General features: G+C 40.4%; 11 protein-coding genes. 10 read left to right on the top strand and 1 reads right to left on the bottom strand.

Annotation, left to right across the window (positions count from 1 at the left end):
* Positions 1-22: 22 nt before the first annotated feature.
* The 8 genes from metK (at position 23) to truB (ending at position 9104) form a co-directional block, all read left to right on the top strand.
* A complete protein-coding gene (gene metK / locus T429_RS0100350; RefSeq protein WP_005774132.1) occupies positions 23-1291 on the top strand; it encodes a methionine adenosyltransferase in 1269 nt (422 codons plus the stop codon).
* On the top strand, positions 1288-1989 hold the full coding sequence (locus T429_RS0100345) for a tRNA (guanine(46)-N(7))-methyltransferase TrmB (RefSeq protein ID WP_005774133.1): 702 nt from the start codon (positions 1288-1290) through the stop codon (positions 1987-1989). Before metK ends, T429_RS0100345 begins: the two co-directional genes overlap by 4 nt.
* Before the next feature lie 151 nt (positions 1990-2140).
* On the top strand, positions 2141-2767 hold the full coding sequence (gene rimP, locus T429_RS0100340) for a ribosome maturation factor RimP (protein WP_005774134.1): 627 nt from the start codon (positions 2141-2143) through the stop codon (positions 2765-2767).
* A gap of 47 nt (positions 2768-2814) precedes the next feature.
* A complete protein-coding gene (gene nusA / locus T429_RS0100335; RefSeq protein ID WP_005774135.1) occupies positions 2815-4446 on the top strand; it encodes a transcription termination factor NusA in 1632 nt (543 codons plus the stop codon).
* Complete coding sequence (locus T429_RS0100330) at positions 4447-5082, top strand: RNA-binding protein (RefSeq protein WP_005774136.1); 636 nt, start codon at positions 4447-4449, stop codon at positions 5080-5082.
* Positions 5079-7607, top strand: coding sequence for a translation initiation factor IF-2 (gene infB / locus T429_RS0100325; protein ID WP_005774137.1), 2529 nt, complete (start codon positions 5079-5081; stop codon positions 7605-7607). The genes T429_RS0100330 and infB overlap by 4 nt, the downstream gene beginning before the upstream one ends.
* A 125-nt stretch (positions 7608-7732) precedes the next feature.
* On the top strand, positions 7733-8137 hold the full coding sequence (gene rbfA / locus T429_RS0100320) for a 30S ribosome-binding factor RbfA (RefSeq protein ID WP_005774138.1): 405 nt from the start codon (positions 7733-7735) through the stop codon (positions 8135-8137).
* 4 nt (positions 8138-8141) lie between these two features.
* Positions 8142-9104: a tRNA pseudouridine(55) synthase TruB gene (gene truB, locus T429_RS0100315; protein ID WP_005774139.1), complete on the top strand. Its 963-nt coding sequence runs from the start codon at positions 8142-8144 to the stop codon at positions 9102-9104.
* Between the two features lie 470 nt (positions 9105-9574).
* Here the strand turns inward: truB and T429_RS0100310 are convergent, their stop codons facing one another.
* Entirely contained in the window at positions 9575-11203 is a 1629-nt protein-coding gene (locus tag T429_RS0100310; RefSeq protein WP_005774140.1) for an MFS transporter, read from the bottom strand.
* Positions 11204-11517: 314 nt separating this feature from the next.
* Here T429_RS0100310 and rpsO point away from each other — a divergent pair, with 314 nt between their 5' ends.
* Entirely contained in the window at positions 11518-11787 is a 270-nt protein-coding gene (rpsO, locus tag T429_RS0100305) for a 30S ribosomal protein S15 (protein ID WP_005774142.1), read from the top strand.
* Positions 11788-12038: 251 nt separating this feature from the next.
* Entirely contained in the window at positions 12039-14234 is a 2196-nt protein-coding gene (pnp, locus tag T429_RS0100300; RefSeq protein WP_005774143.1) for a polyribonucleotide nucleotidyltransferase, read from the top strand.
* Positions 14235-14247: the final 13 nt, after the last annotated feature.

The following is a 14247-nucleotide window of genomic DNA, read 5'->3' as shown; positions in this document are numbered from 1 at the left end:
TTTCTTTTTTGAAGGAGTTCCTATGCCGCATCAAGATTATCTTTTTACGAGCGAATCGGTATCGGAAGGGCATCCTGATAAAATTTGTGATCGTATTTCCGATGAAATTGTTGATATGGTCTATAAAGAAGCACAAAAAACTGGTACTGATCCTTGGTTAGTGCGCGTTGCTTGTGAAACTCTCGTCAGTGTAAACCGTGTTGTTATTGCTGGTGAAGTCCGTGTTCCCGATACGCTCTTAAAAAAAGATAAAAATAAAGAATTTATCTACGATGAAACTGGCTTTCCACTTATTAATCCTACGCGTTTTCGTACGGCAGCGCGCCGTGCTATTCGTGCCATTGGCTATGAACAAGCAGGTTTCCATTGGAAAACTGTTAAAATTGATGTTCTTTTGCGCCCGCAATCTGCTGACATTGCAAGAGGCGTTGATAATGCGATGGATCGGCATGGTGAAGAAGGAGCAGGTGATCAAGGCATCATGTTTGGATATGCTTGCCGTGAGACACCTGACCTTATGCCTGCGCCAATTTATTATGCGCATAAAATTCTCAAACTTCTTGCCGCAGCCCGTCATAAAGGAGAAGGAGAAACTGGGAAATTAGGACCAGATGCTAAAAGTCAAATCACCATACGCTATAAAGATGGAAAACCCATAGAGGTAACATCCATCGTTCTTTCAACACAGCATCTTGACGAAAGTTGGGATTCCAATAAAGTCCGCACAGTCGTTGAGCCTTATATTCGTCAAGCTTTACATGATATTCCCATTGCAGCTCAATGCAGTTGGTATATTAACCCAACAGGAAAATTTGTCATTGGTGGCCCTCAAAGTGATGCTGGACTGACAGGACGCAAAATTATCGTGGACACTTACGGAGGAGCAGCTCCCCATGGAGGTGGTGCTTTTTCAGGAAAAGATACAACAAAAGTTGATCGTTCTGCAGCCTATGCGGCACGCTATCTGGCTAAGAATATTGTTGCTGCTCATTTGGCAGAACGATGCACAATTCAACTCTCCTATGCAATTGGTATTGCACAACCTTTGTCGATTTATCTTAATCTTCATGGAACCGGAAAAGTCGATGAAAAGGTTATTGAAGCAGCCATTCGAAAAATAATGGATCTTTCCCCCACTGGAATTCGTAAACATCTTGATCTTAATAAACCGATCTACACAAAAACAGCGGCTTATGGTCATTTTGGGCGAAAACCAAAGCATGATGGCTCATTTTCATGGGAAAAAACTGATCTCGTGAAAACATTTCAAACAATGATCAAAATCCCATGATTAAACATAATGCACGCAAGAGTGAAGCCTTTTTTGGACGTCGACAAGGAAAGACACTACGAAACAGTCAGCTTGAACGTATAAAAATGCTTCTCCCCAATTTTAATATTGATTTGAATGTCCCTCCTCCCTCAAATCTTACATCCTTATTTTCAAACAAAGTAAAAGAAATTCGACTTGAAATTGGCTTTGGGGGCGGTGAACATTTACTCCATGAAATGGAACATTTTCCTCAAACGGGTTTTATCGGCATCGAGCCTTTTATCAATGGCATGGCAAAAATATTGTTTTCCCTTGAACAACAGACATGCTACCAAAATCATCTTCGCCTTTATAATGATGATGCTACACGTCTGCTTGATTGGCTCCCTGATAACTCACTTGATGGAATAGATCTTTTCTATCCTGATCCTTGGCCTAAAAAGAAACACTGGAAACGACGTTTCATCAACGTAAAAAATCTTAACCGTTTTGCTCGCGTTCTTAAAACAGGGAAATTTTTTCGCTTTGCGAGCGATATAGACAGTTATGTAAACTGGACCCTCTATCATTGTGCACACCATGATCACTTTGAGTGGAAAGCAGAAAGCCCCCAAGATTGGAAAACCCCTTATCCACTATGGAAAGGAACCCGCTATGAAGCAAAAGCTCTACGCGAAGGACGAACGCCTACCTATCTTACCTTTATCAAGAAATAAATGATCAAGTGCTTTTCTCACAAACATCTTGAAAAGTTTTGAATTTAAGAGTATCAATAACTAAATTCTTGGTCTTATGATGAAGAGTGGGTCGTTGGACCTGCTCTTTTTTAATATCATAAAACTGACGAAAATAACTTGGATAAAATGTATGAACGAAGCTGAAAAAATAAGCAATCTTGATGAACCGCGTCTGTTTGAAGAAGATGGTATCGAGGCGCGGGTTGCTGCTCTTATCATACCGCTGCTTAAGCCTTTAGGTTTTCGTTTGGTTCGTGTGAGGCTTCTTGGACAAAATGGTTTAACACTTCAAATTATGGTTGAACGAGCTGATGGTTCTCTCACCGTAGAAGATTGTGAAACTGTTAGTCGAACTATTTCCCCCCTTCTTGATGTAGAAAATGTTATCGAACGCAAATATCATTTAGAAATCTCATCGCCTGGGATTGATCGTCCATTGGTCAGAAAATCTGATTTTTTTCATTGGCAAGGACATCTTGCAAAAATTGAAACCAAAATAACCATTGATGGGCGCCGGAAATTTCGTGGAATACTTACCAATATCACGCAGGATGGATTTATTTTAAACACTGATAAAGCTGCTTACGGAGAAGCCATGTATACCTCTATTTCATTTTGTGATATCACAAGCGCGCATTTAGTGCTTACCGATGAGCTTATTCGCGATGCATTGAAAAAAAATAAAGACTTAAGTCAACAATTCATTCCTGAAGATAATCCTACCAACTCAACAAAGACGCTCAATTTTAAGAAATAATATCACTGGGAAATCCCCATCGTGTGGCACAAAGAAGGAGAAAATTGATGGCTACAAGCGCTAACAGGCTTGAAATTCTGCAAATTGCAGATGCTGTTGCACGTGAAAAGTCAATCGACCGTGAAATTGTTATTTCTGCGATGGCTGACGCTATTCAGAAAGCAGCACGTTCTCGTTATGGTCAAGAAACCAATATTCGTGCTGAAATCAATTCCAAAACAGGTGAAATTAAATTACAGCGCCTGCTTAAAATTGTTGATGTTGTTGAAGACTATACAACGGAAATTACTTTGTCCGATGCACTCAAACATCAAGAAGAAGCAAAAATCGGTGATTTTTTTGCTGATCCTTTACCTCCTATGGATTTTGGACGCATCGCAGCACAATCGGCTAAACAGGTGATTGTACAAAAAGTACGTGATGCAGAGCGTGATCAGCAATATGAAGAATTCAAAAATAAAGTTGGTGAAATTATTTCTGGGACAGTCAAGCGTGTGGAATATGGCAATGTTATCGTTGATTTAGGACGCGGCGAAGCTATTGTGCGTCGTGATGAATTAATTCCTCGTGAATCCTTCCGCTATGGAGACCGTATCCGAGCTTTTGTTAATGATGTACATCGTGAAACACGTGGACCTCAAATTTTCCTTTCACGCACCCATCCTCAATTTATGGTCAAACTTTTTACGATGGAAGTTCCAGAAATTTATGATGGTATTATAGAAATCAAATCGGTTGCCCGTGATCCAGGTTCACGGGCCAAAATCGCTGTTGTTTCACGCGATGGTTCCATTGATCCTGTTGGAGCCTGTGTGGGAATGCGAGGAAGCCGTGTACAGGCTGTTGTTGCAGAATTACAAGGTGAAAAAATTGATATTATTCCTTGGTCACCTGATGCGGCAACATTTGTCGTTAATGCACTGCAACCTGCTGAAGTTTCTAAAATCATTCTTGATGAAGATGCTGAACGCATTGAAGTTATTGTGCCGGACGACCAACTTAGCCTTGCTATTGGACGACGCGGACAAAATGTTCGCTTAGCTTCGCAATTAACAGGGTGGAACATTGATATTTTAACGGAAAAGGAAGAATCTGAAAATCGTCAAAAAGAATTTACTGAACGCAGTAAATTGTTTATGGAAGCCTTAGAGGTTGATGAAATGATCGGACAGGTTATGGCATCAGAGGGTTTTTCTTCTATCGAAGAAATCGCTTACATTGATCTTGAAGAAATCGCTTCTATTGATGGTTTTGACCATGATACTGCTACGGAAATCCAAAGTCGGGCCCGCGAATATCTTGAGCATCAAGAAAAAGAACTTGATGAAAAACGCAAAAAGCTTGGAGTTTCTGACGAATTGCGTACACTTCCTGGAATGACAAGTGCTATGCTGGTTGCTGTGGGTGAGGATGGTGTAAAAACAATAGAAGACTTTGCTGGCTATGCCGTTGATGATTTAGCTGGTTGGAGAGAACGTAAAGAAGGACAAACAAAAAACTTTTCTGGTATTTTAACCCCTTTTGACATTACACGCGCAGATGCAGAAGCTATGGTTTTAGCCGCACGTGTACAAGCAGGCTGGATAGACCAAGCTGATCTTATTACAGAAAATCCTGTAGAAGATGAAAATTCTGCAGAAAATGAAAAAACAGATGATTTGGATGTGGATACACTTTAAATGAATGAACGGACTTGCATTGTGACCCGACAAAATGCTTCAGCACAAACGCTGATCCGTTTTGTTATTGGTCCCAATAACCAAATTGTTCCTGATCTTAAAGCGAATTTACCAGGGCGTGGCGTTTGGATTTCTGCCCATCACACTGTTATTGATAAAGCAATAAAACAGAAAGCTTTTCATAAAAATTTTAAAACAGAGGTTGAGGTTGCACCAAATCTTGTGCATATTGTTGATACGCTTTTACTCAAGGCTGCTCTGTCAAGCCTTTCTATGGCAAGAAAAGCAGGTGCTGTTGTCATGGGAGCAACCAAGGTTGATGCTGCTATCCGCTCTGGTCAAGTGACTCTTGTACTTCATGCGAAAGAATCAACAGACGATGGAAAACGAAAAATTGCACAGGCCATTCATGCAATACAACAACAAACAAATCGGACGATAAAAACCATATCTTTATTTACAAGTGATGAAATGCGCGTGGCTTTTGGCTCTACTCCTGTCATGCACGCAGCTTTATTGGATACAAAAGCTGCTGAAGGATTTCTTAAAACAACATATAAATTGATCAGCTATCGTGATGACAAGCATAATAAGCACGGTGAGATGACGGCACAAGCCGTGAAGGAAGTACAATGAGTGAAAATAACAACGACAAAACAACAGGCAAGAAGACACTAACTCTCAAGCGGTCTGTCTTGGAGACGAGTACGGTCAAACAAAATTTTAGCCATGGTCGTACGAAGGCTGTCGTTGTCGAAACCAAACGACGTAAAATTACGCGACCTGATGAAAAAGCTGAGACCCTTCAGCCTATTACAAAGCCGCATGTGGCACCTCAGCGCTCTAAACCCCGTTTTGAAGAAAAAAAACCTCAGGAATCTGTGACCAAAAGCAATCTTTCATCGGCTGAAATGGAAGCAAGACTTCGTGCGTTAGAAGAAGCACATATCCAAGAAAGGATAACGAGAGAACAAGCTGAAAAAGAAGCAAGACGCGCTAAAGAACGTGAAGAAATTTTAAAGCAAGAAATCAAAGAAAAAGAAATACTTCAAAAACAAGAAGAAGAAAAATCGCCAGTACAGATTCCACCTGTTTTTTCTGAGCCTCCCCTCATTGAGGAGACAGATATTCCTCTTACGCCTAAAAACACAACTGTAATTGAAAAACGCAAAATAGATGAAAATAAAGAGGAAGAACGGCATAGCCGACGTGCTAATCCTGCTAAATCAGAAATACGTGCACCCAAAATTGTCAAAGGAGCTGATGAACGGCGCCGTGGAAAACTGACTCTTAATAGCGCATTAGACGAAGAAGGGAGTGCACGGGGGCGCTCAATGGCTGCAATGCGACGCAGACAGGAAAAGTTTAAGCGTGCACAAAACCAAGAACCAAGAGAAAAAATTTCTCGCGAGGTTGTTCTTCCTGAAACAATTACCATTCAAGAGCTCGCACAACGTATGACTGAGCGTTCTGTTGATGTCATTAAATTTTTAATGAAACAAGGACAAATGATGAAACCTGGCGATGTTATTGATGCAGATGTTGCTGAACTCATCGCTGTTGAATTTGGTCATACTGTTAAACGTGTTTTAGAATCTGACGTAGAGGAAGGTATCTTTAATATAACGGATAATCCTCAAAATATGCAGCCGCGTCCCCCTGTTGTAACCATTATGGGCCATGTTGATCACGGAAAAACTTCTCTTCTGGATGCAATTCGCAAAGCCAATGTTGTTTCTGGTGAAGCAGGTGGCATTACGCAGCATATTGGGGCCTATCAAGTAGAACAAAACGGTCAAAAAATTACCTTTATTGATACACCAGGGCATGCTGCATTTACTGCTATGCGTGCCCGTGGGGCTCGTGTTACCGATATTGCCGTTCTTGTTGTCGCCGCTGATGATAGTGTTATGCCGCAGACAATTGAATCAATTAATCACGCTAAAGCTGCTGGTGTCCCTATTATTGTTGCTATCAACAAAATTGATAAACCAGCTGCAAATGCACAAAAAGTGCGTACAGAACTTTTACAACACGAAGTGTTTGTTGAAACGATGGGCGGTGAGACTTTGGACGTTGAAGTTTCCGCTAAAACAGGTCAAAATCTTGATAAGCTTCTCGAAGCTATCCTGCTTCAAGCTGAAATGCTTGATCTAAAAGCAGATTCTGAGCGAACTGCAGAGGGCGTTGTCATTGAAGCCAAGCTCGATCGTGGACGTGGATCTGTTGCAACCGTTCTTGTTCAAAAAGGGACATTACATCCTTCTGATATTATTGTTGCGGGAAATGAATGGGGGCGTGTGCGTGCTTTGATTGACGATCATGGTCGCCATGTCAAAGAAGCTGTTCCTTCTACGCCTATTGAAATTCTAGGCATGCAAGGTACTCCACAAGCTGGAGACCGTTTTGCTGTTGTCACGCATGAAGCAAAAGCACGGGAAATTTCTGAATATCGTCAACGATTAGCACGTGACAAAGCTGTTGCTCGACAAACTGGTTCACGTGGTTCTCTTGAACAGATGATGACAAAATTGCAAACGGCTGGTGTTAAGGAGTTTTCCCTTATTATTAAAGGAGATGTGCAAGGATCCATTGAAGCAATCGCTTCAGCATTGGAAAAACTAGGAAATGATGAGGTTCGTGCGCGTGTTGTCCATTCTGGTGCTGGAGGAATTACCGAAAGTGATATTTCTCTTGCGGAAGCTTCTAACTCGGCTGTGATTGGTTTTAATGTTCGAGCCAATAAACAGGCGCGTGATTTTGCTAAAACACAAGGAATTGAAATTCGCTATTATAACATCATTTATGATCTTGTTGATGATATCAAAGCGGCCATGTCTGGTCTCCTCTCACCAGAACAGCGTGAAACATTCCTTGGTAATGCTGAAATTTTAGAAGTCTTTAACATTACAAAAATAGGAAAAGTCGCTGGGTGTCGTGTTACAGAAGGTAAAATAGAACGGGGAGCCGGTGTTCGCCTTATCCGTGATAATATCGTTATTCACGAAGGAAAACTGAAAACACTCAAACGCTTTAAGGATGAAGTCAATGAAGTGCAAAGTGGTCAAGAATGTGGAATAGCCTTTGAAAATTATGAAGATATGCGCGCAGGAGACATCATTGAGACCTTCCGTATCGAACATATTAATCGCACGTTATAAAATAATTCAATAACTTTACTCTGTTTTAAAATGAGAAAAATTATTGCTATTCTATACACAATGCCTCTTTTTTTCCTTATCTGGATGGTCAAAAAAAGAGGTCTTGGAGCAAGGATAAAACTTTGATGAAAAATGCAGGGCCATCGCAACGGCAACTTAGAGTAGCAGAGCAAGTCCGTCATGCAGTAGCGCATATACTACAGCGTAATATTTTGCTTGATGAGGTCTTGAAAGATGTTGTCATTTCTGTCTCTGAAGTGCGCATGTCACCAGATTTAAAAATTGCTACTTGCTTTGTATCACCTCTCAGCACACTGAAAAATTCTTCCCATACCGATGTTGTTGATACCCTCAACAAACATAGTCGTTTTCTCCGTGGAGAGATCAGTCATGCGTTACGACAAATGAAATATATGCCAGAACTGCGTTTCAGACTTGATAATAGTTTTGATAATTTTTCAAAAATTGATGCCCTCCTCCGGTCACCTGAGGTTGCGCGTGATCTTCATAGTGGTAAAGATGAGGATTAAAGAAATGACACGGCAACGCAAAAAAAAAGGGCGTCCTGTTTCTGGCTGGGTCATATTTGATAAACCAAAAGGCATGAAATCAACAGAAGCTGTTTCACAAATCAAATGGCTCTTTCACGCACAAAAAGCAGGACATGCAGGTACGCTTGATCCTCTTGCTTCTGGTCTTCTCCCCATTGCCTTAGGTGAAGCAACCAAAACCGTTCCTTACGTGATGCAAGGCAAAAAAACTTACCGTTTTCATATTGCTTGGGGGCAAGAACGTTCAACAGATGATCGAGAAGGAGAAATAACGAAAACATCTCTCAAACGTCCAACACAAGAAGAAATACTTTCTCTTCTTCCTCAATATACAGGTGTTATTTTGCAAACACCTCCACAATTTTCAGCGATTAAAATTGCTGGAAATCGCGCCTATGATCTAGCCCGAGAAGGAGAAGTCGTTGAAATTGCGCCCCGTGAAGTGGAAATAGAAACTTTCGAATTAATAGAAATGCCTACCAAAGAGTCCTCTGTCTTTGAAATAACCTGCGGAAAAGGAACTTATGTGCGCTCGCTAGCACGCGATATGGGACGAGATCTGGGGTGCTATGGGCATATCGCTGATTTAAGACGTATCGCCGTCGCACCTTTTGATGAAGAGGATCTCATTACATGGGATGAACTAAAAACAGCAATATCGCCCAATAAAAACACCACAGATGAAAATCAGAGTTCTTTTGAAAGAGACTTCTCAACACTCGATGAACTGTTAATTGAAACGGGAGCCGCATTAGATTGTCTCCCTCATTATCCGCTTACCGGAAGCCAAGCGCAGAGAGTTATGAGAGGGCATTCTATTCCTTTATGTGCTGATAAAACGCCTCTTGATGAAGAGGAGGTTTGTCTCCTCTATAAAGAACAACTTCTTGCTATTGGCATTCTCGCCAAAGGTCTATTTAAACCAAAGCGGATTTTCACAATTTAAGTGATTCTTTCTTATAAACATCTCTTGTTGAAAGATCTTATTCCCTATAAGATTAAGAGAACTATGTTGCTTTTTATTTCTCTACACTCACCTTATTCATATCAAAACTTAAAGAAGTGCGACAAGTCAACACCATTATACACTGTGTCATCTCTTAATGTCACACCCCTCGTATTTGAGAAACTTCATAAGGAGCTTTTTTATTTCTTTTTCTATCGTTTTTACCTATACGTTTGCACCCATTTTTAATGTGCAAGAAAACAATTTGGATTGATTCAATATAAATAAGATCAATAACTTTAAAATGAGAGAAGCTTTAATTTTTAAGGGTATAACTTAACATAAAAATGACAAAATATCATTAAATCAATGTATTAACCATTGAAACACTCATTTTTTGTTCTTATGCTAACCAATTGATCTCAAAAATATGATCATATTGAATATTTTACGAAAAAACTGTTCTAACCTTAAGGAAGATGATCAGAAGGAACTTTTAAAAGCATCTCATTGACTTGAGGTATTGTCTGTCGTTCAATCATGCGGTGCACTCTTATACCGTTAGGAGCACAATTTAAATGACGCAAACGCTTATTAACTTCAGCATCCGCTTTTGTACGACGATGATTATGGCGTAAATAATCAACCCATGTTGGCATATGGTAAGCTTCTGTCCAATATTGGGGTCTTTCTAGATCTCGTAAAAGAACCCATTGACGCGCACCATCACGTAAACGAATATGGCGTCGACGCGTCATCACTTTGAGAAACTCTTCCAGATCATTTTCATGAATTTGATAATCGATCATAATCATGATCGGGCCACTTCTTGCTTTTAGGTCAAGTAAGAGTTCTGGCTCTCTAAAATGATCAAGAGGATTCAAATCTATTTGAGGAATTTCTTGAATTCTAAATTTTACCCCCGCAAGAGCCCCAACAATCAAGAATAGAGAACAAACACTCAAAGCAATTGTTGGAGAATAACCATCCGCCAAAGCACCCCAAATTGCACTTCCAACAGCCATCCCCCCATAAGATGCCGTTTGATAAAGTGCTAAAGCACGCGCAACAACCCAGCGTGGTGTAGAGAGTTGGACAGAGGTATTAAACAATGATAATGCCAAAACCCAACTTAGGCCTGCAGGAAATAAAGCAATATGGCTTACAATCAATGAGCGGCTTATTCCCAATAAAAAGCAAGAAACGGCAAAACCAATAAATGCACTTGCAATAATTGTTTCTGAACGAAAATGATGCCGTACAAATGCATTAATAATCCCTGCTGTCATGGCTCCTAACCCAAAACAACCAAGCAATGTACCATAAAGAAGGGCACTTCCTCCGAGAACTTTATGCGCAACAATTGGCAAAAGGGCTAAAATCGAAATCGCCCCTATACCAAAAAGGAACGCTCGGACCATAATATTCAGGAGATTAGGTGACATCGCAACGTAACGCAAACCATCTGAGACAGCCCCTAACAGCCTTTCTCTTGGCAATAAGTTGTTTTCATCATTCGATTTCCAGAAAAATAATGCACCAATAAGAGGGATATAGCTTATAGCATTAAACAAAAAAGCAGCAGAAGCCCCCAAAGTAGCAATGATGGCTCCCCCAATAGCAGGACCTATACTCCGCATCAAATTAAAACCGACACTATTCAGACTAACAGCAGCAGGAATATTTTCCCTGCTCACAATATCTCCTATCGTTGCTTGCCAAGAAGGATTATAAAAGGCTGTGCCACATCCAATCAAAAACGTAAAAAATAACAAAAGCCAAGGTGTTAGAAATCCCATATAGGCTAAAACAGATAAGATCATGGAGATAACCATCATCATAATCTGTGCGCTCAACATAATTTGACGCCGATTAAAATTATCCGCTAATGCCCCTGCCATCAAAGAAAACATAACAAGTGGTAATGTTGTCGCACTCTGAACAAGCCCAACCATGGAATGCGAAGAACTAATTAACGCCATTAACCACCCTGCTCCAACAGCCTGTATCAGCCCCCCTAAATTAGAAATAAGAGTAGATGACCATAAATTTCGAAATACCGAATTACGAAAAAGCTTGAATGTTGAAATGCTCTGCATCTTTTCCCTCCAAATCGGTATTTATTACTTTTGTTACCACACATACGCTCATAATCTTTGTATCAAAAGGATGCATAAATCTTTAAAAAATTTCTCATAAAACCCTATTTAAATCAATATTTCAAAACAAAAGCCTTTATTTAAAGAAAGGCTTCAAAATGCTGTCAAGGACTAGTATTTTAACCTTCTTTCCTATATAAGAGCGAAAATAGGTAAGAGTCTTCGACTCTTCTTATTTCCTCGCAGACCCTAGCTGAACGACATCTCGGCTATGGGTGACTTTGTGTTTCTTCGTTTTTTGAAAGGATAATACGATGTCGATTACAGCTGAACGTAAACAAGCTCTTGTCGCAGAATACGCAAATAAAGTTGGTGATACAGGATCACCAGAAGTACAGATTGCTGTACTTTCTGAACGTATTTCTAATTTAACAAACCACTTTAAATCTCACAAAAAAGATAATCATTCTCGTCGTGGTCTTTTAAAGATGGTGTCTCAACGCCGGCGCCTTCTTGATTATCTTAAAGGAGTTGACCAAAATCGTTATCAGACACTTATCAAAAAGTTAGGTTTGCGTCGCTAAAAGAAAAATGGGGTGGTGTAAAAAAACCACCCATTTTTTCAATATGTTGCTTTTCGTTAAAAATTTTAAAAACTGACACGTTATTATGGGATAGCACTGCTCATCATTTCGCATTTAAGGCGATTTATCTCTCTCTTCTCGCAACAAAGATGGAAGTAGCTTGTTAGTCTACCCCAGAGCTTAAAAATATGCTACGCAAAGCCAGAATGTGAGCAATCAAAGATTTAAACACTGGTCATTAAGGATAAAAAATGTTCAAAACGCACAAGATAGAAATTGAATGGGCCGGGCGTCCGCTCACCCTTGAAACAGGGAAAATAGCACGTCAAGCTGATGGTGCCGTGATTGCTACCTATGGTGAAACGATTGTCTTAGCAACCGTTGTATCGGCAAAAAGCCCAAAACCAGACCAGGACTTTTTTCCACTCACCGTTAATTATCAAGAAAAATCCTATGCTGTTGGTCGAATACCTGGGGGCTATTTAAAACGTGAAAGTCGGCCAAGTGAAAATGAAACTTTGGTTTCACGCTTAATTGATCGTCCAATTCGTCCTCTCTTCGTTGAGGGGTACAAAAATGATACACAAGTCATTGTTTCCGTTATACAGCATGATCTTGAAAATAATCCCGATATTCTTGCGATGATTGCCGCCTCTGCAGCTTTGACCCTGTCAGGGGTTCCTTTCATGGGACCTATAGCAGGTGCCCGCGTTGGCTATTGTAATGGACAATATGTTCTCAATCCTCATATTGATGAAATGCCTGAATCAAAACTTGATCTTGTGGTTGCTGGAACAGAAAGTGCTGTTTTGATGGTCGAATCAGAAGCACAAGAATTACCAGAAGATATTATGTTGGGTGCTGTGATGTTCGGTCACAAAGGTCTTCAACCTGTCATTGATGCTATTATCAAGCTTGCTGAGGTAGCTGCAAAAGATCCGCGTGATTTTGTTCCTGAAGATCTTTCTGACCTTGAAAAAGCAATGCAAGAAATGGCTGAACAGGGTATACGAAAGGCCTACACAATTACTGATAAGCAAGAACGTTATGCCGCAATTGATGCCTTAAAAACTGAAGTCGTTCATAAGTTTATACCAGAAACAGAAGATGACTGTCAATTTAGTGCTGACCAAATTGCAACCGTCTTTAAACAGTTGCAAGCAAAAATTGTTCGCGGAAACATTCTTGATACAGAAAGGCGTATTGATGGACGCGATCTTTCTACCGTGCGCCCTATCCAATCAGAAGTGGGTATTTTACCCCGCACACATGGTTCTGCGCTCTTTACCCGTGGAGAAACACAAGCGATTGTCGTTGCAACATTGGGGACTGGTGAAGATGAACAATATGTTGATGCCTTAACAGGGATGTACAAGGAAACGTTCCTTCTTCATTACAATTTTCCCCCATTTTCAGTAGGGGAAACAGGACGCCTTGGTTCTCCTGGTCGTCGTGAAATTGGACATGGGAAATTAGCATGGCGAGCAATTCACCCCATGTTGCCAACGAAAGAATCTTTTCCTTATACCATTCGTGCTGTCTCAGAAATTACTGAATCTAACGGATCTTCTTCTATGGCAACGGTTTGTGGAACATCGCTTGCTCTTATGGATGCTGGTGTTCCGCTCGCGCGCCCCGTTGCAGGTATTGCCATGGGATTGATTAAAGAAGGAGAACGCTTTGCTGTTCTGTCTGATATCTTAGGGGATGAAGATCATCTTGGAGATATGGATTTTAAAGTTGCAGGAACAGAAAATGGTATTACTGCTTTGCAAATGGATATCAAAATTGATGGTATTACCGAAGAGATTATGAAAATCGCACTTGAACAAGCTAAAGACGGTCGGATTCATATCCTTCATGAAATGGGCAAAGCTTTAACCAGTGCACGGACTGAACTCAGCGAATTTTCGCCACGTATTGAAGTGATGAATATTGCTGTTGATAAAATTCGCGATGTGATCGGCTCTGGTGGTAAAGTTATTCGAGAAATTGTGGAACAAACTGGAGCAAAAATTAATATTGAAGATGATGGGACCATTAAAATTGCTTCTGCTGATGCTAAAACCATTGAAGCAGCAAAACGCTGGATCCATTCTATTGTCGATGAGCCTGAAGTTGGTGCTATCTACCAAGGAACAGTTGTAAAAACTGCAGACTTTGGTGCATTTATAAACTTTTTTGGTTCTCGTGATGGGCTCGTTCATATCTCTCAACTTGCATCAGAACGCGTCACCAAAACAACGGATATTGTTAAGGAGGGTGATAAGGTTTGGGTTAAACTCATGGGTTTTGATGAGCGTGGAAAAGTTCGGTTATCTATGAAGGTCGTTGATCAAGAAACCGGAAAGGAAATGACCGATGATCAATCGGTGAAAGAAGAAAAATGCGTGGATGAAAAAAAGCAACCTGAAAATAAGCGCCGCCGGAAGAAAAAAGAAGAGTAAGTTTTTCTTCTTA

The organism is Bartonella elizabethae F9251 = ATCC 49927, from assembly GCF_000518165.1.
GTDB classification, from domain to species: domain Bacteria; phylum Pseudomonadota; class Alphaproteobacteria; order Rhizobiales; family Rhizobiaceae; genus Bartonella; species Bartonella elizabethae.
The sequence above is the reverse complement of the archived record's forward strand: the minus strand, read 5'-3'. Positions and strand labels throughout refer to the sequence as shown.